Here is a 22,004-nt window from a genome sequence, read left to right as displayed (position 1 = left end):
CCCCCGTTGATCATGAAGTTGACGGGGTGAATTGTGCGCCTTCGGCCCCGCTAACCTCATGATCAACCCGGGCAGGGCAGGGGGAGGGAGGGGCGGGTGGGGCGGGGCGGGGCGGGGCGGGTGGGGTGGGGGGTCAGTGGGCGCCGAGGTGGGCTAGGAGGTCCTGGCGGGTGAGCACGCCCTTGGGCTTGCCGTCCACCAGCACCAGCGCCGCGTCGGACTTCTCCAGCAGGCCCACGGCCTCGCTGACCGGCTGCCCGCCGCCGATCATCGGCAGCGGCGCGGCCATGTGCCGTTCGATGGTGTCGTGCAGGTGGGCCTGCCCGGTGAACAGCGCGTCCAGCAGGTCGCGCTCGGCGATCGACCCGGCCACCTCACCGGTCACCACCGGCGGCTCGGCCTTGAGTACCGGCAGCTGCGAGACGCCGTACTCACGCATGTAGTCGATGGCGTCCCGGACCGTCTCGGTCGGATGCACGTGGACCAGTTCGGGCAGGCCACCCGGCTTCTTGCCCAACGCCTCGGCCACGGTGGCCTCGCTGCCGCCGGTGGCCAGGAAGCCGTACCGGGCCATCCACTCGTCGTTGAAGATCTTGGACAGGTAGCCCTTGCCGCTGTCCGGCAGCAGCACCACGACCACGTCGTCCGGACCGGCCCTGCGGGCCACCTCCAGCGCGCCCACCACCGCCATCCCGCAGGAGCCGCCCACCAGCAGACCCTCCTCGCGGGCCAGCCGCCGGGTCATCTCGAAGGAGTCCTTGTCGGAGACCTCGACGATCTCGTCACAGATCGTCCGGTCGTACGTCTCCGGCCAGAAGTCCTCGCCGACCCCCTCCACCAGGTACGGCCGACCGGTGCCGCCCGAGTAGACCGAGCCCTCCGGGTCCGCGCCGACCACCCGGACCGCCCCGTCCGACACCTCCTTGAGGTATCGGCCGATGCCCGAGATGGTGCCGCCGGTGCCGACGCCCGCCACGAAGTGGGTGATCCGGCCGTCGGTCTGCTCCCACACCTCCGGGCCGGTGGTCTCGTAGTGCGAGCGCGGGTTGGCCGGGTTCGCGTACTGGTTCGGCTTCCAGGCGCCGGGGATCTCCCGGGCGAGCCGGTCCGACACGTTGTAGTACGAACGCGGATCCTCCGGTGCCACCGCCGTCGGGCAGACCACGACCTCGGCGCCGTACGCCTTGAGCACGTCCCGCTTGTCCTGGCTGACCTTGTCCGGGCAGACGAACACGCACCGGTACCCCTTGAGCTGGGCCACCAGGGCCAGCCCCACCCCGGTGTTGCCGCTGGTCGGCTCGACGATGGTGCCACCGGGACGCAGGATGCCGGCCTGCTCGGCGTCCTCCACCATCCGCAGCGCGATCCGGTCCTTCACGGACCCGCCGGGGTTCATGTACTCCACCTTGGCGAGAACCGTCGCCTGGATCCCGGCGGTCACGTTGCGCAGCCGGACCAGCGGGGTGTTGCCGATCATGTCGACGACGTTGTCGTAGTAGCGCACTGGGTGCCTCTCTGGGTCGGGTCGGCCGCACGGAGGCATCGACGCCGGCGAGGAGGCACCGGCAGGCGGCCGGGCCTGCTCATGACTACCCGACCAGCGTACGTGCCGTCAGCGCACGACGTGACCTGGGACCACGGCTGCCCGACGAGCCTCCCACTCCAGGAAGCGCTCGGTCTCGGACAGCACGCTGCCAGCCAGCCAGGTGACCATCAGGGCATCGTCGACCAGGCCGAAGACCAGCAGGAGCGCCTCGGGAACCACATCGATCGGCGACACCACGTACACCGTCGCGGCGGCCATCATCGCCAGCCGCATGCCCCCGTCGTACTCACCCCGGCTGGTCGCCCTGATCATGCGCGGCAGCGCCGCCAACCGGGTGCCCAGGGACGGACCGCCACGGGCACCGGCGGTCAGCGCCCGGGCCAGCGCCGTGAAGGCGGCCGTGCGCTTGAGATTCTTGGCCATGTCAGCACCCTTCTCGTTCCCCCCATGATGCGCTCCCGGTGCGACACCGCCAGTCGAGCGCGACGCGAGCGGGCGGCATCCGACACCGCCGATGAGCGTTCCGGGGCCGGAACGGCGGATCACTGACAGCCGGGTGTCACCTGTCCGCGATAGCCTCGAATGTCAGGGGGCGGATCGCGTAGGGCGGGGGGCGCTCGATGGGTCAGGCGGCAACCGCAGCCGCGGCGGTCACACCGTGGCGGCTCGTCCGGCGGGTGGTCAAGCTGACCGCCGTCGGCGTCGGGGCGACCGCGATCACCGTGCTGACCGCGTCCGGCGTGCTGATCGGCCAGGCCCGACAGGCCCGGCGGGTGATCCCGCTGGCCGAGGCGCCGCCGCCGCGCGGTGACGGCGTCTACGGCGCCCGGTTCCCCGGTCCGCCGATCACCCTGGTGGTGCTCGGCGACTCGTCGGCGGCCGGCTACGGCGTACACCGACCCCGGGAGACCCCGGGGGCCCTGCTGGCGACCGGCATCTCGCGTCGGTTGCGCCGTCCCGTCCGGCTCCACCGGCTCGCCGTGGTCGGTTCGCGGTCGGCGGGCCTGGCGCCGCAGGTCGAGGCCGCGCTGGAGCGCCGGCCCGACCTCGCGGTGATCCTGATCGGCGGCAACGACGTCACGAACCGGACGCCCCCGCAGGTCGCGGTCCGCTATCTGGTCGACGCGGTACGCCGGCTGCGCGCCGCCGGCGCCGAGGTGGTGGTGGGCACCTGCCCCGACCTCGGTGCGATCCAGCCGATCAAGCCGCCGCTGCGCTGGCTGGCCCGCCGGTGGAGTCGGCAGCTGGCCGCCGCGCAGACGGTGGCCGTGGTCGAGGCCGGTGGCTGGACGGTTTCCCTCGGGGACCTGCTGGGGCCCCGGTTCGCCGCCGAACCCGGCCGGATGTTCGCCTGGGACCGGTTCCACCCCTCGGCGGAGGGGTACGCAATCGCCGCCGCCGCCCTGCTGCCGACGGCGCTGTCGGCGCTGGCCGGCCCGGCCGATCGCTCGGCTGGAACGGTCGAGCTGGTTGGCGTACGGTCGCTTCCTGCGGCGGCTCAGGTCGCCGCCCGGCACGCCGGCACGGAGGTGAGCGCCGCCCGGCTGGGTGGTCGCGAGCGTGGACCCGCCGGTCGCTGGGCGCGGTTGCGCCGGCGCCGGCCCTGGTTCGGCCATGCCCGGGGCGCCGCCACGTCGTCAGTGGAGGAGGGTGCGACATGACCGAGCCCACGCCGGGGGCCATTGCCGCCCGGATCGGCCGGACGGCCGCCGTGACGTTGCTCGCCGGCACCCTCAGCGGGGCCGCGTTGCTCGCCGGGGAAGCCGTGCTGGCCAGCACCCGGCGGTATGCCTACCCCGAGCCGGGCCTCGCCGTGCGCAGCGTCGTCGGGCCGGCTGGCGCCCCGCCGCTGCGGCTGGTGCTGCTCGGTGACTCGGCGGCGCTGGGCGTGGGCGTCGACCGGGTGGACGACACGGTGGGCGGGCAACTCGCCCGCCTGCTCGCCGAGGGCTCGGGCCGGCCCGGCGGCCCCCGGCGCCAGGTCCACCTGTCCAGCGTCGGCGTGGTGGGATCCCGCTGCACCGATCTGGCCACCCAGGTCGCTCGGGCGCTGCTGGGCGAGCATCCGGACGTGGCCCTGATCCTCATCGGCGCCGCCGACGCCGCCGGGCTGCGCCGGCCGGCCGAGTCCGCCGCCTACCTGGGCGACGCGGTACGCCGGCTCCGGGGCGCCCGGGTCGAGGTGGTCGTCGGGACCTGCCCGGACCTGGGCGCCGTACGGGCCATCGCCCAGCCGCTGCGCCAGATCGCCGGATGGGTCGGCCGGCGCACCGCGGCCGCTCAGGCGGAGGTGGTGTCCGCCGCCGGCGGTACCGTGGTCGACCTGGCCGCCGAGACCGGGCCGGTCTTCCGGGCCGACGCCGGCACCCTGTGCCATGACGGCTACCACCCGTCCGCCGACGGCTACCGGGTCTGGGCGCACGCCCTGCTGCCGGCGGTGGCCGAGGCCGCCTCGGTGGCCAACCGGAACTGAGCACCTCCCGGGTCGCCTGGCTACCGGGTCAAGTTACTCACGGGTTAACGTTGGTTCATGCCGACCGACCCGTCCCGGACCGCCGTCATCGTCGCCACCGCCCGCTCGCCCATCGGCCGGGCCCACAAGGGCTCGCTGCGCGAACTGCGGCCGGATGATCTCGCCGCCACCATCGTGCGCGCCGCGCTCGACAAGGTGCCGCAGCTGGACCCGACCACGATCGACGATCTCTACCTGGGTTGCGGGCTGCCCGGCGGCGAGCAGGGCTTCAACCAGGCCCGCGTCGTCGCCACGCTGCTCGGGCTGGACGGGGTGCCGGGCGCGACGCTGACCCGCTACTGCGCCTCCTCGTTGCAGACCACCCGGATGGCGTTCCACGCCATCGCCGCCGGTGAGGGTGACGTCTTCGTCTCGGCCGGGGTCGAGATGGTTTCCCGGTACGCGCGCGGCAGCTCCGACGGTCTGCCCGCGGAGGCTCAGGAACTGGTCGGCGGCGGGTGGGAGAACCCGAGGTTCGCCGAGGCCCGCGAACGGTCGGCCAGCCGGGCCGCCGGAGGCGCGCGGACCTGGACGGACCCGCGCGCCGGAGGGAACCTGCCGGACATCTATCTCGCGATGGGACAGACCGCCGAGAACCTGGCCCAGGTCTGCGACGTCAGCCGGGCCGAGATGGACGAGTTCGGCGTACGCAGCCAGAACCTCGCCGAGAAGGCCATCGTCGACGGCTTCTGGGCCCGGGAGATCACCCCGGTCAGCACCCCGTCGGGCGAGGTGGTGAGCGCCGACGACGGCCCCCGTCCCGGCGTCACCCTGGAGGGGGTGGCCGGGCTGAAGCCGGTGTTCCGGCCCGACGGCCGGGTCACCGCCGGCAACTGCTGCCCGCTGAACGACGGTGCCGCGGCCGTGATCGTGATGAGCGAGCAGCGGGCCCGTGACCTGGGCATCACCCCGCTGGCCCGGATCGTCTCCACCGGGGTCACCGCGCTGTCACCCGAGATCATGGGACTGGGCCCGGTCGAGGCGTCCCGGCAGGCCCTCGCCCGAGCCGGCATGACCATCGACGACGTGGACCTGGTCGAGATCAACGAGGCGTTCGCCGCGCAGGTCATCCCGTCGTACCGGCAACTCGGTGTCCCGCTGGAGAAGCTGAACGTGATGGGCGGCGCGATCGCCGTCGGCCACCCGTTCGGGATGACCGGCGCCCGGATCACCGGCACCCTGCTCAACGCCCTGGACTGGCACGATCGGACCATCGGCCTGGAGACCATGTGCGTGGGCGGCGGTCAGGGCATGGCGATGGTGCTGGAGCGGTTGAGCTGACCCGGCAGCCGGCTGGAACCCTCGGTGGCCGGGTTCAGAGCGCGGCGCGGGTGGCCTGTACCTCGGCGGCGGCCTCGGTGAGGACCGCCGCCGAGGGCCCGGCGGCGACCAGGTCGGCCGCGACCACCCGGAGCTGATCGGGCAGCGCCAGGTCGTTGTCCAACCGGGGCACGCTCCGGCGGGGCTCGCCGGCCGCGTCTGCCGCCAGGTTCGCGACCCGCTGCACAAGCCGGTGTACGAGGTCGGACCGGGCCACGTTGCCCCGATCGGTGGTGGCGGCCCAGCGGCGGGCCTCCCAGTGACCGACCTGGCGGACCAGCAGACCCACCGCCCGGTGCAGTACCTCGGCCGCCTCGACCACCTCGGCCAGCGGCCCGGCGATCCCACTCGCCGCCCCGACTCCCAGCCCGGCGGTCCCGTTCGCCGCCTCGTTCCCTGCCCCGATCCCCGGGCCGGTGGGCGGTTCGGCTTCCCGGTCCGGCTGCGCTGCCCTCATTCGCGGCAGCTTAGTCGAGCCGCACGCCCCCGCCGGCAGACCGACCGGGCCAACCGGGCCGGGCACCACGCGCGAGCAGACCGACCGGGCCAACCGGCTCGGGAACGGGCGCCGGCGCGAGGCTTGGGACGGTCTTCGTGCGGGTCAGTCGTCGCCCTGGAAGTAGCTGAGCAGCCGCAGCACCTCAAGGTAGAGCCAGACCAGCCCGACGAGGATGCCGAAGGCGGCGGTCCACGAGTACCGCTCGGGCAGCCCCATCCGGACGCCCTCCTCGATCTCCGCGAAGTTGAGCACGAAGCTCAGCGCGGCGACCACGATGCAGACCAGGCTGAACCCGATCGCCACCGGTCCGCCGCTGCGCAGGCCGGTGTCCACGCCGAACAGGGCCAGCACGAAGTTGATCAGCATCGCCGCGAACAGCCCGGCCATCACCGCGATCAGGGTGCGGGTGAAACGGGGGGTGGCCCGGATGACCCGGGTCTTGTAGAGGATCGCCATGGTGAAGAAGACGGCGAAGGTCGCCACCACCGCCTGGAGCACGATGCCGTCGTAACCGGCGATCGAGGTGAAGAACTTGCTCACCATGCCGACGAAGACGCCCTCGACCACCGCGTACGCGACGACCAGCGCCGGGTTGGCCACCCGGGAGAACGAGATGATCAGGCCGAGCACCAGCCCGACCACCGCCGCCCCGATCCAGGCGGCCCCGAGCAGGGCATCGGGAATGACCATCCAGGCTGCCGCGGCGGACGCGGCAAGCACGCCGAGCAGGATGACGGTCTTGACCACGACGTCGTCGATCGACATCGCCCGGGTGGCGACGGGCGACGGCTGGAAGGCGGCCGGACCCGGATACGTCGGGCCGCCGGGGTAACCGCCCGACGGGTAGCCGGCCGACGGACCGCCGGGCGGCGGATAGGCCGGCCCGTATCCAGGCTGCTGGTAGCCGGGGCCCGGGGCGTACCCGGTGCCTCGCTCCCGGACGGCCGCCTGACCGAGCCGGGCGAGGACCGGGTTGGTGGTCTTCACTTCAAGGCCTCCCTCGGGGGGTCGATGCACGACGACGTGCCCCTCAAGGGTAGTGGGCAGATGCCACCACCGGCGAGAACAGCAGTTCCGCCGAGGTGGGGGGTGCCGTGAGGTGGGGTGCCCGGGGCGGGGATCGAACCCGCACGCCTCGCGGCAGCCGCTTTTAAGGCGGCCGTGTCTGCCATTCCACCACCCGGGCCGGTGCCCGGACCGCACGGGTCCGGTCCTGTCACCGTAGCGGGTCGGGACCCACCCGGCTCACCCCGCCAGCCCTTCGGCACTAGGGTCGAGGCCGTGACCAGCAGAGCCCGCGCGGCGCACAACGTCGGCTCCGGTACGGCCCCACCGGGCACACCCGCCCCCACCGCTCGACACCGTACGCAATGGATCGTGATGATTCGTAAGCACCGCTCCGACCTCGTGATCGGACTGTTCTTCCTGCTGGCGGCCGGCTGGGTGACGCACGGCCTGTGGCCGGATCCGGACGGGCACGTCCTGGCGCTGAACCCGGCCGACCAGACCCTCTACGAATGGTTCCTGGCCAGCGACGCACGCCTGTTGCTCGGCGACTTCAGCCTGCTCAGCGACAAGCTGAACGTGCCGGACGGGGTCAACCTGATGGCCAACACCACGGTCATCGCGCTGGGTGCGTTGTTCGCCCCGGTCACCCTGCTGCTCGGCGCGGCCACCACGTTCGCGCTGATCGCCGCCGGCAACCTCGCGGTCACCGCCATCGCCTGGTACCTGTTGTTCTCCCGCGTCCTCGGGGCGAGCCGGCTGGCCGCCGCGCTCGGGGCGACCCTCTGCGGCTTCGGCCCGGGCCTGGTGTCGCAGAGCAACAGCCACCTGCACATGACCGCCCAGTGGCTGGTCCCGGTGATGGTGTGGTTGGTGGTGCGGATGGTCCGGGCCGCCGACCCGGCGGGCCGGCCTGACACGCCGGGTCGGGACCGGCGGCGCATCGTCACCTCGGCGGTGGGGCTCGCGGCCGCGGTGACCGTACAGGCGTTCATCGGCGAGGAGGTGCTGTTCCTCACGGCGGTCACGCTGACCCTGGTGACCCTCGGGTACGCGCTCGCTTCGCCCCGGCTGGCCTGGCGGGCCCTGCCGGGCTGCGTTGTCGGGCTGGTCCTGGCCGCCGCCCTGGCCGCCATCGCGCTGGCGTATCCGCTGTGGTTCCAGTTCAAGGGGCCGCAGGGCATCCACAACGGGATATTCAGTCCGCACTACTTCTCGGCCGACCTGGCCAGTTTCCCCGCTTTCTCGCCGCTGTCGCTGGCCGGCAACGAGCACACCGCCCGGTTGAGCACCGGAGCCTCCGAGTACAACACCTTCCTCGGCTGGCCGCTGCTGGTGTGCGGGGCGCTGGCCGCCCTCTGGCTGATCCGCCGTCCCATTGTGCTGGCCTGTGCCACCTCCGCGCTGGTGATGGCGGCGTTGTCCCTCGGTCCCGACGTGGTGATCAACGGACAACGCACCAGCACCCAGGGGCCGTTCACGCTGCTGCTGGAGATGCCGCTGGTGGACGGGGCGCTACCCATGCGGTTCGCCCTCGCCCTCGTACCGCTGATCGCCACCATTCTGGTCGTGGCGGTCGACCGGGCCCAGGAACACCGGTGGGAGTGGGTGCAGGTCATGGTGCCCGCGGCGGTGGCCTCCGCGCTGATCCCGATGCTGCCCAGGCCGCTGCCGGCGACCGACCGGCCGCCGGTGCCCCAGTTCTTCTCGGCCGGCCACTGGCGCGACTGTGTCAAGCCGACCGGTGTGCTGGTACCGGTGCCGCTGCCCACCCCGAGTGAGCCCTGGGTGATGCGCTGGGCGGCCTCGCAGAACGCCGGCTTCGCCGTGCCGGAAGGCTTCTTCATCGGCCCGTACGGTGACCAGCACGGCGCCTCGATGGGCACCTACAAGCAGCCCACCTCGGCGCTGCTCGCCGAGGTGGCCAAGACCGGCGGCGTCCCGCCGATCGGTCCGGAACAGCGCGATCAGGCCCGGCGGGACGTGGACTTCTGGAACGCCTCCTGCATGGTGCTGGCCGACGACGCGCCAAATCCGTTGCCACTGCGTACCACGATGGAGGCCCTGTACGGCCCGGGCACCCGGGACCTCGACGTCTGGGTCTGGAAGGTCCGCTGACCGGCCGGTGGCGGACCAGCCACCGGCGGACCGTCGGCCCGTCGGTGCCGGACCTGGCGGTGCCGGACCTGGCGATGCCGGACCTGGCGGTGCCGGACCTGGCGGTGCCGGACCTGGCGGTGCCGGACCTGGCGGTGCCGGACCGTCGGTGGCGGATCTAGCGGCGGCGGACCAGCCAGCCCAGTAGTCCGGCCAGCGCGACGGTGACCGCCATGCCGGCCAGGGTCACGGCCAGGCCGGTACCCGTGCCGCTCCGGCCGGCCACGACCAGCAGCCCCACCCCCAGCACGGCCGAACCGAGCAGCACCACCGCCGCCCGGCCGAGCCAGCGGGCGACCACGGCCGGGTCGACCACCGCGTCGTACGGCAACAGCACCGCGAGCGTGGCCAGGCTGTGCGCCAGATAGAGCGCCCCGGCCAGGCCGAGCAGTCGCCACAGTTCGATCGGCCGGTCGTACGCCGTCGTGGTCGTCAGCCAGGCGCCCACCGCGACCAGCACGCCCGCCGTGGTCCAGAACCGCCCCGGTCCGAGCGCCGGCAGCAGGGCGATGGCCACGAGCGGGCCGAGCGGCCGGCCGACAACGTACCCGGCCGGTACGGCCAGCACGAGCGCCACCAGCATGCTGAGGAAGACGCCGGCCCGGACCAGCAACGGGGTACCGGTGACCCGCCCGGCGGCCCGCTGGACCGACCGCAGCCAGTCCACGACAGCGCCGATCACCGGGCCACCCGGGGCGCGACGGCTAGCCGGGCGACGTCCCGGAGCACCAGATCGAGGCTGCCCGACCCGGCCCAGCTCACCACCGGTACGCCGTGCTCCCGCAACTGCCCGAGGGTGTTCTCCCGCTCCAGCCGCCACAGCCGGTGGGGCACTCCGGCGGCGGCGGCCCGGCGCGGGATGGCCACGGCGGGCAGCGTGTCGACGGCCACCACGAACCGGCCGGCTCGGACGAGCCGGGCGAGCATCTCGGCCGACCGGTCCTTCAACAGCGGGGTGAGCACCACGACGAGCGCGTCGGCGGAGAGCAGGTGCGGCCCGAAGACCTGATCGAACGGTTCGCCCTCGTACTCGTCGGGTTCGACGTCGAGCAGCCACTCCAGCACCGTGAGGTACTGCCGTCGGCCGCTCGCGGGCCGCAGCCGACGACCGTTGGGGCCGTACTCCAGCAGCGAAACCCGGTCGCCCCGGTGCAGGTAGTGCTCGGCGATGGCGGCGGCGGCCCGGACGGTGGTGTCCAGCACCGAGGCCGAGCCGCCGACCCCGCCGGACCTGCCGGCCTCGGCGAGCACATCGAGCAGCAGCACGACCTCGGCGTCCCGGTCGGACAGGGTCGCCGCGACGTGCAGTTGCCGGGCCCGCAGCGACACCCGCCAGTCCACCCGGCGCAGCCGGTCACCCGGCGCGAAGACCCGCACCCCGGCCAGTTCGCCGCCCTCACCGGGCCGTCGGGACCGGTGGCCGCCGACCAGTCCCGCCGCCCGTGGCATCGCCTCGACCGCCTCGAACGGATCCGTGGCCGGGTACACCCGGACCTTCCCCCCGGTCACGAACACGGGACGGCTCACCAGCAGCCCGTCGCAGGCGGCGGCGCGGGCGCCGGCCGGGCCGATCAGGTGCCGGCCCCAGCGGCGGGTCCGGCCGACCAACTCCAGGTCCACGGCGCTGCCCGCCGGCACGGTCGTCACGAAGGGCCGGTCGTCCGGGCCGGTCGGCGGTTCCGCCCCGGCCACGGCGAATCCGATCCGCTCGATGCGCAGCCACGGCGACACCCGGGTGCGTACCACCGCGACGTCGTAACCCACCGGGTCCGGGGCGGACAGCGTGATCGTGCCGGTGACCGGGCCGCCCTCGACCAGGTGACCGTCGGGCGCGGCGGTCGACAGCCGCGGTGCCGTCGCCGGCCGGCGGCCCAACGCGTACGCGGTGCCGACCGCGAACGGGACGGCGAGGACCACCAGGTCGATCCGGCCGAGCAGCACGGCGCCGAGCAGCAGCAGCCCGCTGACGAGTACGGCCCGGCCGAGTGCCCGGGTCGGCGACCAGGCGACCTCCGCCCCGGGCCCCACGGCCGGCTCGGTGGCCGTGGTCAACGCGCGGACCCGCCGGCGTGGCTGGGCAGCGCGCCGCTGGCCGGCGCCGGCGTGGCGTCCAGCACCTCGCCCACCACGAAGGCCGGGTCCACCCGGCGCAGCCACATCTCCGGCCTCAACGTGATCCGGTGCGCCAGCGCGGGAGCCGCGACCTCCTTGACGTCCTCCGGCACCACGAAGTCCCGACCGGCCAGCGCGGCCCGGGCGCGGGACAGCAACAGCAGCGCCAGCGACCCCCGCGGCGAGGCACCCACCAGCACCGACGGATGCTCCCGGGTGGCGGCGGTCAACGCCACCATGTACCGGCCCACCGAATCCTCGACCTCGACGTCCTCCAGGGCGGCCTGCATGGCCCGCAGCGTGGCCGGGTCCACCACGGCCGGCAGCTCGACCTCCTCCTGCCGCCGCGACATGCGACGGCGCAGTACCTCCCACTCCTCGTCCGGCAGCGGGTAGCCGAACGACACCCGGAGCAGGAACCGGTCGAGTTGTGCCTCGGGTAGTGGATAGGTGCCCTCGTACTCGATCGGGTTGGCCGTGGCCAGCACGTGGAACGGCGGGTCCAGCCGGTAGGTCACGCCCTCCACCGAAACCTGCTTCTCCTGCATCGCCTCCAGCAGGGCGGCCTGGGTCTTCGGTGGCGTCCGGTTGATCTCGTCCGCCAGCAGCAGGTTCGTGAACAACGGGCCCGCCCGGAAGCTGAAGTCGCCGCTGCGCTGGTCGTACAGGAATGATCCGGTGACGTCCGCCGGCAGCAGGTCGGGAGTGAACTGGAGGCGACGGAAGTCCAGCCCCAGCGCCTGGGCGAACGATCGCGCGGTGAGCGTCTTGCCCAGCCCCGGCAGGTCTTCCAGCAGCACGTGCCCGCCGGCCAGGATCCCGGCCAGCACCAGTTCCAGGGCGTCCCGCTTGCCGACCACCACCGAGCCGACCGCGTCGAGCACCCCGCGGGCCAGCCGGCTCACGTCCGCGACGCCCACCCGGTCCAGGTCGTTCATATCTTCTCCAGTTCGGCGACGATCGCCGCGAGCTTTCGCGGCGAAGGGGGACGGCGGGCCGGGCCGGTCAGGGCGGCCCAGGCGACCTCGCCGAACAGCTCCCGGGCCCGGTCCGGGTCGGTCTCCCGGGTGATGCCGTGGCGCTGCCGCAGCCGCTCGTCGGCGAGCCCCAGCAGCCTCGGCCGGATCAACTCCTCGTACCGCTCCGGGTCACTGTCGGCCCAAGTCAGCGCGCGGTCCCACCGGCCGACGGCCTGATCGAGCCCGTCCAGCGGCCGGTCCGACCCGGCCGGGCCACCCGGACCCGGGTATCCGGCCGGCGGCGCTTTCGGCGGGGCCGCCCCGGCCGCCACCCGGCGGACCAGCAGCAGCGTGAGCGCGGCGCCAGCCGCCACGTACGGCGAGATCGTCAGGCCCAGTACGCGCAACCCGGCGAGCAGCACCGCGGCGAGGGCACCGGCGGTCAGCGCCGTCCGCACCCACCGGAGGGCGGGACGCCGGCGCCGGGCGGCGGGTGGCTCCTCCTCGTAACCGAGCAGGTCCTCGATGCCGGTGCTCATCGCGGCCCACCGACCGGGGTGGCGACGAGTTCGGCTCGCAGCCGGCCCAGTGCCGCCCGCGCCTGGTCCCGCATCCGCCCGTCGACCACGTGCGCGGCGTACCGGGCCTCGCGGTACACGGCGGCGAACTCGGCCAGTACATCGACGCTGGCCACCGCCGGAATGCCGGCGGTCGGGTCGCCGCGCAGCAGCCGCACCACCAGGTCGGTGGGGGTGTCACCGACCCGCCGCAGCACACCGGCGGCCCCGGCGGCCTCCTCCAGCCGCACCCAGCAGGCGATCACCGCGGTACGCGGGTCGGTGGCCGAGTCGTCCAACTGGACCAGGCCGGCGTCGACGGCGGCCACCACGTCCCGGGTGGTGTCGCCGGTCGGGCGGGCGGTCCGCTCCGCCGGCCGGGTCCGGGTGGCGCGGCGCAGCACGTTGCCGAGCACCGCCCACAGGACCACCCCGACGACCACCAGGACGAGGAGCCCGACCAGCACGGCGAGCAGCGTGCCGACCCAGCCGTGCAGGTGGACCGGCTCGGCCTGCGCGGCACCGGACGGCAGCGGCGCGGGCGGCGACGGGGTGGGTACGCCCGTCGGATAGTCCGGGATGAACGGCACGTCCTCGTCGGGCGGCGGGATCCGGCGCATGCCGAGGGACGAGTGTCCGGCCGCCACGGCGGCGAGGGCGAGCAACGCGGCCACGGCGGCAAGCGGCCACCAGTGGCGCAGCGGGTTGCGGTCCATGCCTACGGCCGCCCTCCGGGTCCGCCTCCCACGCCGGCCGCGCGACGCGAAGCGGGGGTGACCCCCGGTCGGTGACCGGCCCGCCGCTCGCGCACCAGCACCGCCTCCGCCGCGTCAGTCCACTCCGGCCATCCGTCTGACCTCGCCGAGCACCTCGTCCAGCATGGCCGGGGTGAGCCGGCCGGTGAAGGTGTTCTGCTGGCTGACGTGGTAGCAACCCACCAACGTCGGCCCGGTCCCGCCGGACCAGTGTGCCCCATGCCCGAATTTGGGTCGCGGGCTGGGCGGGCGGATGCCGTAGACGGCACGCAGCACCGGCCACCACGCCGCCCAGGCGAACGAGCCGAGCGCCAGCACCACCCGCAGGGTTGGCCTGATCAGCGCCACCTCGCGGTGCAGCCAGGGTGCGCAGGTGTCCCGCTCCTGCGGGGTGGGCTTGTTGTCCGGCGGCGCGCACCGGACGGCGGCGAAGATCCGGGTGTGCCGCAACTCCAGCCCGTCGTCGGCGGCCACGCTGGTCGGCTGGTTGGCCAGCCCGGCCCGGTGCAGCGCGGCGAACAGCACATCACCGGAGCGGTCCCCGGTGAACACCCGCCCGGTCCGGTTGCCACCGTGCGCGGCCGGCGCCAGGCCGAGGATCCCGATCCGGGCGTCCGGCACCCCGAACCCGGGTACCGGCCGGCCCCAGTAACGCTGCTCCCGGAACGCGGCCCGGCGTACCCGGGCCACCTCCTCACGCCAGTCCACCAGGCGCGGGCAGGCGAAGCAGTCCGACACCGCGCGGTCCAGGTCGGTGAGGTCGGCCGCCCGCCCTGCGCGCTCGACGACCTCGACGGAGGTACGAGTCACGCCCCGGCTCCGTTTCGCTCAGCCTGACCGGTGTCGGCCGTGCTCAACTCCGCCACACTTCGGCTCCGTTTCGCTCAGCCTGACCCCCCGAGGCTGGGCTCAACTCCGCCACACCCCGGCTCCGTTTCGCTCAGCCGAGTCTGGCGCGGAAGAATTCGAGGGTGCGGGCCCAGGCGGTGGCGGCGGCCGGCTGGTCGTAGACCTCGGGCCGGTCGTCGTTGAAGAAGGCGTGGGCGGTGCCCGGATAGTCGTACACGGCGCACTCGCCACCCGCGGTCTCGATGGCCCGGCGGGCCGACCGGACGCCCTCGGCGGCCGACGTGCCGTCCTCCTCCGAGCAGTGGATCAGCGCGCTCTTGCCCGCGTAGTCCGACCAGTCGGGGCGCATCCGGGCCCAGGGCAGCACCGGATAGAAGCCCACCGTACCGACGATGCGTTCGGACAGCGTGGCGGACCACAGTGCGAGGCTGCCACCCGCGCAGAAGCCGACCACGCCGACCTTGCCGGTCGCCTCGGGCCGGTCCGCCAGGTAGTCCGCCGCACCGGCGATGTCCCGGGCGGCCTGGTCCATCGCCAACCCCATGATCATCTTCACCGCCTCGTCGGGCTCGCTCGCGGTGGCGCCGTGGTAGAGGTCGGGAGCGAGCGCCACGAACCCGGCCTCGGCGAACCGGTCGGCGACGGCCTTGATGTGCCCGACCAGTCCCCAGTATTCCTGGATGACGACCACCGCGGGCCGGACATCGCCACCCGGGGGTACGGCGAGATAACCCTCGCTGGTCCCTCCGTTGGTGCGATAGCTAACCATCTCACCCATCGGCCCGTCCTCCTGTCGGTCAGTCATCGTTGGCTGGTCGCACAGTCCATCCGGCCAGGGGTGCATCGGCCGGACATCCGAGGCGTACTACTACGTGCCGGTAGCGTGCCATGCCGTGGGCCGCCGGGGAAGGCGCCGAGGACGTGGCGTATCCCTCCCTGTCATCCACTGTTCGTCCGAGGTCTCCTTCCCCGATCCATGCCGGTTGACGAGGCCGTACCGCCCGCCCGGGGCGATTCGTTCGACGGACCTACCTCGCTGCGGCGCGCCCGGCCGCTCCGCGGGCCGCAGCCTTCCGTTCAGCGAACCGCACGACCGGCAGGTCGCTCAGGAGGCCGTCGGCCTCGGGGCGTCGGGCGCGTCGGGCGACCCCGGTCCGGGCGGTGCGCCCGGCGCGGCCGGCGCTCCCGGCGGGGTGGCCGTGGACGCCGGTCCGGTACCGGTGGCCGTCGGCGAGGCCTCGGCCGAGTTGTCGGCCGACGCGGACGGGGCGGCGCCGAGACCACGGAACGGTGCCTGCTGCGGGCAGAACGGATAGACGTACCGGGGTCGGTCGGGCAGCGGGTCGCCGTGCGGCCCCAGTTGGCCCTCGGCCTCCGGGCACCAGTACGGATTGCCCAACTCGACCGGCCGACCGTCCTGGTCGAAGACCCGGACGCCGTTCATCAGACGCCCGTCACCGTCGTAGACATAGAGGTCCTGCACATCGCTGTACGGGTTGTCGTTGTAGGACGGCGTGTAATAGCCGTCCGAGCGGGCCCGTGCGTCGATGCCCAGTACCCCGGCCAACCCGATGAGCACGATGAGCGCGCCGGCCAGGTTCACCACCAGGCGCGGCACCCGGGGCAGCCGGCCGGCCCGCCGGCCCAGCCAGATCGACCCGAGCACGGCGAGGGCCAGCAACGGCAGCGCGGCCAGCGAACTGTCGCCGATCCGGGGTACCACGCCGAGTTGACCGCCGCCGACCATGGCCAGCGCGAGCACCGCGAGATAACCGCGCAGGACCCACCAGGCCGGTTGCAGCAGCCGGAGGAACTCGCTGCCGCGGGCGTACCCCAGCAACGGACCGGTGGCCACATCCAGGGCGCCGAGCCGGTCGCGGACCGCGCGCACCGCGGACGCCGCCCGATCGTCCAGGGTGACCCTGGTGACCGGGCTCGGCAGGCCGGCCGCAGCCCGCAGCTCGGCCGCGTACGCCTCGGGCGGACCCAACCGGTCCGTCAGCGAACCACCGGTCTCGTGCCCCACCTCGGCCAGGTGCTCCGGCAGATCCTCCAGAAGCTCCCGCCGTACGTCGGCCGGCAGGTCCGCCAGCGCGGCCCGGACCCGAGCGACGTACTCGGTGATCTCCTGCCCACTCATGACGGTCATGCCGCACTCTCTTCCGCTCGCGACTGCGGGGCTCGCAGACCCGGCTCACTCCTCGCGCTCACGCCGCACTCTCTTCCGCTCGCGACTGCGGGGCTCGCAGACCCGGCTCACTCCTCGCGCTCACGCCGCAATCCCCCGATCGCCGAGCAGACCGTCCATTGTGTGCGCGAAAGAGCGCCAGATCTTGCCGGACCTCGCGAGCTGATCCCGGCCCGCCTTGTTGAGCGAGTAGTACTTGCGGTGCGGCCCCGACTCGCTCGGTACGACGTACGTTGTCAGCAGGCCCGCGACGAACAGCCGGCGCAGTGTGCCGTACACCGAGGCGTCGCCCACCTCGTCGAGGCCGGCCGCACGCAACCGGCGCATGATGTCGTAGCCGTAGCCGTCCTCCTCCCGGAGCACGGCGAGGACCGCGAGGTCCAGAACGCCCTTGAGCAACTGCGAGGTGTCCACGGCGGGCACACTACTGTGCAATGCGAGATAGCGTCAAGGTGACCAACCACGACGCATCCGATCCACCTAAACTGATCGGCAGGATCGGTCCTGCCGATCGAACCGAGCCCGTGGGGGGACGCGGATGACGGACGCTCTCCCCGGGTCAGACTCCGACCAGGCCGCACGTCCACCCGTGGACCTGCGCACCGACCACCCGCACCCGGCCCGGGTCTACGACTACCTCCTCGGCGGCCAGCACAACTTCGCCGCCGACCGGGCCGCGGCCGAGCAGGGACTGCGGGCCAACGGCAACAGCCGGGTGCCGCCCAGGGAGAACCGCGCCTTCCTGGCCCGAGCCGTGCGCTATCTCGCCGCCGAGGCCGGTATCCGGCAGTTCCTCGACATCGGCACCGGCATCCCGACCGCGCCGAATGTCCATCAGGTGGCCCAGGCGATCGATCCCGCGACCCGGGTGGTGTACGTCGACAACGATCCCATCGTGCTCGCCCAGGCCCGCGCACTGCTCACCGGCGCCAGCGAGGGCCGGACCGAATACCTCGACGCCGATCTGCGAGAGGTGGACGCGATCCTCAGTTCCCCCCGACTGCGTCAGGTGATCGACCTGAACCAGCCGGTCGGGCTGATGCTCATCGCGGTCCTGCACTTCGTCGGCGACGACGACCAGCCGTACGAGATCGTGCGCCGACTGCTCGATGCCCTGCCCTCCGGCAGCTATCTGGCACTGTCACATCTCACCGGCGACTTCGAGCCGGCAGCCTGGGAACGGATCGCGGAGATCTACCGCGTGCAGGGCGTCACCATGCGGGTCCGGAGCCGCGACGACATCGAACGGTTCTTCACCGACCTCGAACTCGTCGAGCCCGGTCTACAGGTGGTCCCGCACTGGCGACCGGACCCGGGTCCCGCCCGGGAGGTCCCGGTCGACGCGGCGGTCTCGGTGTACGGCGCGGTCGCCCGCAAGCCCTGACTCCTGTTGGTCCACAAGTTCGGCGGACTCGGGGGGTCCGGGTCACCGGGACAGCCCTGTTTCGCCGATATTGAGTTGATCAAGCCGGCTCGGGTCAGGTGAGCATCCAGACCGGGACCGATCAAGGGCGCCAGCCTCGGGAGATCAGGGCGTCGCGTACCTCCCGTTGTACCCGGCCAAAGTCATTTCGTAGTCGTTGGCTGGTGACGTGCAGGACGAGCCATCCCGCGCCGACCAGTTGGTTCAGGCGTCGACGGTCGCGGTGCAGCTGGTCGGGGTCGGCGTGCCAGTGTCCGTCGTACTCGACCGCCACCCTGAACTCCGGCCAGGCCAGGTCGGGATGCAGGATAAGCCCGCCGGGAAGCCGCACGGGATGCTGGGCGACCGGTCGAGGCAACCCGGCCAGCACCAACCGGACCCGCAGCTGTGACTCCGGTGGCGACTCGGCACCCGGATCGGTGAGCGCGAACACCCGCCGGGCCCGCAGCCCGCCCCGCCGGTCGGCATCTCGGACGGCCCGCTCCTGGAGCGCCATCCGGGTGGTCACCCCCTGTCGCAGCAACGAGTCGATGATGCCGACGGCGCGAACGGGGTCCAGCCACACCGCCGTCTCCCAGGCGGCCCGGTCCGGACTGCTGCGGGGCAGCCCGGAAGCGCCGCCGAACGCCGCATTGGACCGGTTCGGTGCCCCATCGACATCCTGGCCCGGCTTGACCAGCTCCGAGTCGGCCGGGTTCGGGGCCCCCTGGGCCGTGGTGGTCGGTGTCGTGTCGGGCCCGGTCGAATGCACCCGCATCCCGCGCCGGGATTCGAGCCGTCCCGGTCTGGGCAGCAGCACGTGAACGTCGTCGTCGAAGCTCGCGGCATGGTGAACGCCGTAGAGGTACGCGGCGGACGGACCCGCGATGACAGCGGCGGGCGGCAGCCGCAGGGCGACCGCCCGACAGACCAGCGAATGGTCCCGGTCCAGCCGGGAGTCGGCGTACACGTCGTAGCCCAGTCGGATCCACGCGCGTCCGCGTAGCTGGTCGGCGGTGAGCAGCCCTCGGCGCAGCGCGTCGGAGCCACGGAACACCTGCCAGGCGAGCACGGAGGGACGAGAGGGTACGGGAGGCACCCGGTCAGCCTCCCCGCCCTCGCCCCGGACTCGACACCCCTGTGGAAAACGGTCCGGGCGGAGCCACGAGCACCCTGTGGACAGCGGCCTACCGTCCCACCGGATGTGGTAGACGCCATGGTCAACACAAGGTCGGCGGACTCGGGGGGTCCGGGTCACTTGGACAGCCCTGTTTCGCCAAAAATGAGTTGATCAAGCACAGTCCGGCCGGGCGGCCGGCCGGGCGTGACGAGCGAGGGGCGGGCGGGCGAGGAACGGGTGGAGATCTGACGGTCGGCTACTGCAGGCTCCAGGCGATGCCGTCGAGGATGTCGTGCTCGCTGACCACCACGGCGTCCATTCCGGCCCGTTCCATGATTATCTGGAGGACCAGGGCACCCGCGCCGATCACGTCGGCCCGGCCGGGGTGCATCACCAGGATCGCCCGGCGCTGCTGCGCGCTCATCGCCAACAGATCGGTGGTCACCTTCGCGACCTCGTCGTACCCGATGCGGGCGTGGTGGATCCGGTCCGGGTCGTACTCGCGCAGGCCGAGCGCGACCGCCGCGACGGTCGTGACCGATCCGGCCAGCCCGACGAGGGTGGCGGCATCCCGTCCAGGTACGGCGGTCAGGGCCCGGTCCACCGTCGCGGTGATGTCGGCCCGCGCGGCGGTGATCTCGGCGGCCGTGGGTGGATCGCCGGCCAGGTGTCGTTCGGTCATCCGGACGCAGCCGATGTCCACCGAAATCGCGGCGTCCACGGACCGGCCACCCACCACGAACTCCGTCGAGCCGCCACCGATGTCGACCACCAGGAAGGGTGGGCGGGTGTCGGTGGGCAGCCCACGCACCGCGCCGGTGAACGACAGCCGCGCCTCATCGTCACCCGTCACCACCTCGGGCGCCACCCCGAGGGTGTCGGTCACCATCGCCCGGAACTCGTCCGCGTTGCTGGCGTCCCGGGACGCCGAGGTGGCGACCATGCGTACCCGGTCGGCGCGGGATCTGTCGATATCGGCTGCGTAGTCGGCCAGCGCCACCCGGGTCCGTTCGATGGCCTCCGGCGCCAGCCGGCCGGTCCGGTCCACGTCCTGGCCGAGCCGGACGATCTCCATCCGGCGCAGCACGTCGGTCAGCGGTGCTCCCGGTCCGGCCGCCGGGTCGGGCAGGTCCGCGACCAGCAGCCGGATGGAGTTCGTTCCGCAGTCGATCGCCGCCACCCGGCTCATCGCGGAGCCTCCGTTCCCTCGCTCAACCGCGTCGCCTCATTCGGCCGCGCCGCCTCGGTCGACCCCGTTCCGTCGGCCAGCCGCAACAGCATCCGGGTGTTGCCCAGGGTGTTCGGCTTGACCCGCTCCAGGTCCAGGAATTCCGCCACGCCCTCGTCGTACGAGCGCAGCAGCTGTTCGTAGACCGCCGGCGGCACGGGGGCCCCGTCGATCTCGACGAACCCGAACGAACCGAAGAAGCGGGTCTCGAAGGTGAGGCAGAACACCCGCGTCACGCCCAGCTCCCGGGCCGCCGACAACAGTTCGTCGACGATCCGGTGCCCGATCCGCCGGCCCCGGCAGTCCGGGTGCACGGCAACGGTCCGGATCTCGGCCAGGTCCTCCCACATCACGTGCAGCGCGCCGCAGCCGAGCAGCCGGCCGTCGGCGGGCCGGACCGCCACCCAGAACTCCTGCACGTCCTCGTAGAGGGTGACGGTGGCCTTGCTGAGCAGCCGCCGCTCCGGGCTGTAGGTGTCGATCAGCTCGCGGATGTCGCGTACGTCGGCGGTCCGGGCCCGCCGGACCACCAGGTCTGGCTCGCTCACGGTCAGGCCGGATCCGGCTCGACCGCCACGCACGGCCCGGCGGTCCACCACGGCTCGACCGCGGCCAGCGTCTCGTCCCCGAACGGGTTCACCCCGGGACCCACCGCCAGCGCGTGCCCGAGGTGTACGTGCAGGCACTTCACCCGGCCCGGCATGCCGCCGGCCGAGACGCCGGCGATCTCCGGCACCTGGCCGATCGCCTCGCGCCGGGTCAGGTAGTCCTCGTGCGCGGCGCGATACCGGTCCGCCAGCTCCGGATCGGCGGCCAACCGTTCGGTCATCTCCTTCATCAGCCCGGCCGACTCCAGCCGGCTGCACGCGCCGGTGGCCCGGGGGCAGGTCAGGTAGAACAGCGTCGGGAACGGCGTGCCGTCGGCCAGCCGCGGGGTGGTCTCCACGACGTCGGGCAGCCCGCACGGGCACCGGTGGGCCACCGCCCGGGTGCCGCGCGGCGGGCGGCCGAGCTGCGCGGCCACCACCGCAAGGTCCCGGTCCGTGGCTTCGGCGCGCTCCGGCGGTGGTACGGAGTTCACTGTGGCACCATCCGTTCGCGCTGCGGGGCTCGCGAACCCGGCTCACTCCTCGCACTCACTGCGATCCCGTCCGTTCACTGGTCCTGCTGGCCTTCGTCCCCGTTGGCGGCCCGGATGCTCGACCACAGGGTCTCCGACCAGGGTGCCGCCGGGCCGGCCTTGGCGGCTCCCTGGTCCCGGCCGGCGTCCCGGGCCGCGCCGGTCGGGTCGTCCAACCGGATCAGCGGGGTCTCGCCGGGCTCGACCATGTAGAAGCGCTTCCTGGCCTCGGTCTTGATGTACTCCGGATCCTGCAACAGGGCCGCCCGGTCGCTCAGCTCGCCGATCTTCTTGCGCTGGGCGTCCTGCGCGGCCTCGACCCGGGCGATCTCGGACTGCTGGCTGAGGTAGAGCCGCACCGGGTACGTGTACGCCAGCGCCAGCGCGATCAGCACCCCGAACAGCACCGTGGCCCGCCCGGTGAACCGGCGCGGCTCCGGGGCGCTGGTCCGCTCCGCGGCGCCGCCCGCCGCCGCCCGGCGGGCCGCCGCGGGCCGGCTGGCTGACCGGCCGCCGTCCCGACCCGGTGCGGCACCGCGACCCGAGCCGGCCCGGCCCGGCACCCCGGCCGTCCGGCCGGTGCCGCGCGCCGCTGACCGGGCCGGTTGACCCGGCCGGCGCGCGGGACGCTGCCCGCTGGGGGTACGGCGCTGGTTCATCGCCGACAGGGCTCCT

General features: G+C 73.3%; 22 protein-coding genes, 1 tRNA gene and 1 pseudogene. 5 read left to right on the top strand and 19 right to left on the bottom strand.

Translation table 11 applies throughout. The features are described 5' to 3' along the window. Window positions 1–133 precede the first annotated feature (133 nt). Together ACXN5W_RS18500 and ACXN5W_RS18495 are read right to left on the bottom strand one after the other, a co-directional pair. Window positions 134–1,504: a cystathionine beta-synthase gene (locus tag ACXN5W_RS18500; RefSeq protein ID WP_473159561.1), complete on the bottom strand. Its 1,371-nt coding sequence runs from the start codon at window positions 1,502–1,504 to the stop codon at window positions 134–136. Window positions 1,505–1,612: 108 nt separating this feature from the next. After that, window positions 1,613–1,969: a YkvA family protein gene (locus tag ACXN5W_RS18495; RefSeq protein WP_473159560.1), complete on the bottom strand. Its 357-nt coding sequence runs from the start codon at window positions 1,967–1,969 to the stop codon at window positions 1,613–1,615. A 197-nt stretch (window positions 1,970–2,166) separates the two neighbouring features. Between ACXN5W_RS18495 and ACXN5W_RS18490 the strand changes: the two genes are divergently transcribed. The 3 genes from ACXN5W_RS18490 to ACXN5W_RS18480 are packed head-to-tail and all read left to right on the top strand — an operon-like array spanning window position 2,167 to window position 5,339. Further along, window positions 2,167–3,207 (top strand): SGNH/GDSL hydrolase family protein, encoded by a 1,041-nt coding sequence (locus tag ACXN5W_RS18490; protein ID WP_473159559.1) that lies wholly within the window; start codon window positions 2,167–2,169, stop codon window positions 3,205–3,207. Next, on the top strand, window positions 3,204–4,019 hold the full coding sequence (locus ACXN5W_RS18485) for an SGNH/GDSL hydrolase family protein (protein ID WP_473159558.1): 816 nt from the start codon (window positions 3,204–3,206) through the stop codon (window positions 4,017–4,019). The genes ACXN5W_RS18490 and ACXN5W_RS18485 overlap by 4 nt, the downstream gene beginning before the upstream one ends. 57 nt (window positions 4,020–4,076) lie before the next feature. Further along, window positions 4,077–5,339 carry an acetyl-CoA C-acetyltransferase gene (locus tag ACXN5W_RS18480; RefSeq protein WP_473159557.1) on the top strand — a complete coding sequence of 421 codons (1,263 nt, stop codon included), beginning with the start codon at window positions 4,077–4,079 and terminating at the stop codon, window positions 5,337–5,339. A 34-nt stretch (window positions 5,340–5,373) separates the two neighbouring features. Here ACXN5W_RS18480 and ACXN5W_RS18475 read toward each other — a convergent pair whose 3' ends face one another. The 3 genes from ACXN5W_RS18475 to ACXN5W_RS18465 form a co-directional block, all read right to left on the bottom strand. Next, window positions 5,374–5,700, bottom strand: coding sequence for a hypothetical protein (locus ACXN5W_RS18475; protein ID WP_473159572.1), 327 nt, complete (start codon window positions 5,698–5,700; stop codon window positions 5,374–5,376). Window positions 5,701–5,979: 279 nt separating this feature from the next. Then, on the bottom strand, window positions 5,980–6,864 hold the full coding sequence (locus tag ACXN5W_RS18470; protein WP_473159556.1) for a Bax inhibitor-1/YccA family protein: 885 nt from the start codon (window positions 6,862–6,864) through the stop codon (window positions 5,980–5,982). Window positions 6,865–6,982: 118 nt separating this feature from the next. After that, window positions 6,983–7,063, bottom strand: a tRNA-Leu gene (locus ACXN5W_RS18465). Window positions 7,064–7,158: 95 nt separating this feature from the next. Between ACXN5W_RS18465 and ACXN5W_RS18460 the strand changes: the two genes are divergently transcribed. Beyond that, window positions 7,159–9,000 (top strand): hypothetical protein, encoded by a 1,842-nt coding sequence (locus ACXN5W_RS18460; protein WP_473159555.1) that lies wholly within the window; start codon window positions 7,159–7,161, stop codon window positions 8,998–9,000. A gap of 157 nt (window positions 9,001–9,157) precedes the next feature. On the opposite strand, the gene ACXN5W_RS18455 is transcribed toward ACXN5W_RS18460, so the two are convergent. The 9 genes from ACXN5W_RS18455 to ACXN5W_RS18415 form a co-directional block, all read right to left on the bottom strand. Next, complete coding sequence (locus tag ACXN5W_RS18455) at window positions 9,158–9,718, bottom strand: hypothetical protein (protein ID WP_473159571.1); 561 nt, start codon at window positions 9,716–9,718, stop codon at window positions 9,158–9,160. Further along, window positions 9,718–11,091, bottom strand: coding sequence for a DUF58 domain-containing protein (locus tag ACXN5W_RS18450; RefSeq protein ID WP_473159554.1), 1,374 nt, complete (start codon window positions 11,089–11,091; stop codon window positions 9,718–9,720). Before ACXN5W_RS18450 ends, ACXN5W_RS18455 begins: the two co-directional genes overlap by 1 nt. Beyond that, window positions 11,088–12,089, bottom strand: coding sequence for an AAA family ATPase (locus ACXN5W_RS18445; protein WP_473159553.1), 1,002 nt, complete (start codon window positions 12,087–12,089; stop codon window positions 11,088–11,090). The genes ACXN5W_RS18450 and ACXN5W_RS18445 overlap by 4 nt, the downstream gene beginning before the upstream one ends. After that, the gene (locus ACXN5W_RS18440) at window positions 12,086–12,649 is read right to left on the bottom strand and encodes a hypothetical protein (RefSeq protein ID WP_473159552.1); all 564 of its coding nucleotides are present in this window, start codon (window positions 12,647–12,649) and stop codon (window positions 12,086–12,088) included. The genes ACXN5W_RS18445 and ACXN5W_RS18440 overlap by 4 nt, the downstream gene beginning before the upstream one ends. Then, window positions 12,646–13,383, bottom strand: a complete 738-nt coding sequence (locus ACXN5W_RS18435) for a DUF4129 domain-containing protein (RefSeq protein ID WP_473159551.1) — start codon at window positions 13,381–13,383, stop codon at window positions 12,646–12,648. The genes ACXN5W_RS18440 and ACXN5W_RS18435 overlap by 4 nt, the downstream gene beginning before the upstream one ends. 114 nt (window positions 13,384–13,497) lie before the next feature. After that, a complete protein-coding gene (locus tag ACXN5W_RS18430) occupies window positions 13,498–14,232 on the bottom strand; it encodes a uracil-DNA glycosylase (protein ID WP_473159550.1) in 735 nt (244 codons plus the stop codon). A 130-nt stretch (window positions 14,233–14,362) separates the two neighbouring features. Then, a complete protein-coding gene (locus tag ACXN5W_RS18425) occupies window positions 14,363–15,049 on the bottom strand; it encodes a dienelactone hydrolase family protein (RefSeq protein WP_473159570.1) in 687 nt (228 codons plus the stop codon). Window positions 15,050–15,376: 327 nt separating this feature from the next. After that, window positions 15,377–16,420 (bottom strand): HAAS signaling domain-containing protein, encoded by a 1,044-nt coding sequence (locus tag ACXN5W_RS18420; RefSeq protein WP_473159549.1) that lies wholly within the window; start codon window positions 16,418–16,420, stop codon window positions 15,377–15,379. A gap of 120 nt (window positions 16,421–16,540) precedes the next feature. Further along, entirely contained in the window at window positions 16,541–16,873 is a 333-nt protein-coding gene (locus ACXN5W_RS18415) for a PadR family transcriptional regulator (RefSeq protein ID WP_473159548.1), read from the bottom strand. A 124-nt stretch (window positions 16,874–16,997) separates the two neighbouring features. Between ACXN5W_RS18415 and ACXN5W_RS18410 the strand changes: the two genes are divergently transcribed. After that, a complete protein-coding gene (locus ACXN5W_RS18410; RefSeq protein ID WP_473159547.1) occupies window positions 16,998–17,843 on the top strand; it encodes an SAM-dependent methyltransferase in 846 nt (281 codons plus the stop codon). A gap of 121 nt (window positions 17,844–17,964) precedes the next feature. Here the strand turns inward: ACXN5W_RS18410 and ACXN5W_RS18405 are convergent, their stop codons facing one another. The 5 genes and pseudogenes from ACXN5W_RS18405 to ACXN5W_RS18385 form a co-directional block, all read right to left on the bottom strand. Then, on the bottom strand, window positions 17,965–18,960 hold the full coding sequence (locus ACXN5W_RS18405) for an endonuclease domain-containing protein (protein ID WP_473159546.1): 996 nt from the start codon (window positions 18,958–18,960) through the stop codon (window positions 17,965–17,967). 277 nt (window positions 18,961–19,237) lie between these two features. Further along, on the bottom strand, window positions 19,238–20,161 hold the full coding sequence (locus ACXN5W_RS18400) for a Ppx/GppA phosphatase family protein (protein WP_473159569.1): 924 nt from the start codon (window positions 20,159–20,161) through the stop codon (window positions 19,238–19,240). Window positions 20,162–20,247: 86 nt separating this feature from the next. Beyond that, window positions 20,248–20,757, bottom strand: a pseudogene (locus ACXN5W_RS18395) (amino-acid N-acetyltransferase); the annotation flags it as partial. A 2-nt stretch (window positions 20,758–20,759) separates the two neighbouring features. Beyond that, window positions 20,760–21,290 carry a DUF501 domain-containing protein gene (locus ACXN5W_RS18390; protein WP_473159545.1) on the bottom strand — a complete coding sequence of 177 codons (531 nt, stop codon included), beginning with the start codon at window positions 21,288–21,290 and terminating at the stop codon, window positions 20,760–20,762. Between the two features lie 74 nt (window positions 21,291–21,364). Then, on the bottom strand, window positions 21,365–21,988 hold the full coding sequence (locus tag ACXN5W_RS18385; RefSeq protein ID WP_473159544.1) for an FtsB family cell division protein: 624 nt from the start codon (window positions 21,986–21,988) through the stop codon (window positions 21,365–21,367). Window positions 21,989–22,004 lie beyond the last annotated feature (16 nt).

The organism is Plantactinospora sp. A48 (assembly GCF_055793945.1).
This window is presented reverse-complemented; position numbering and strand designations above follow the sequence as displayed.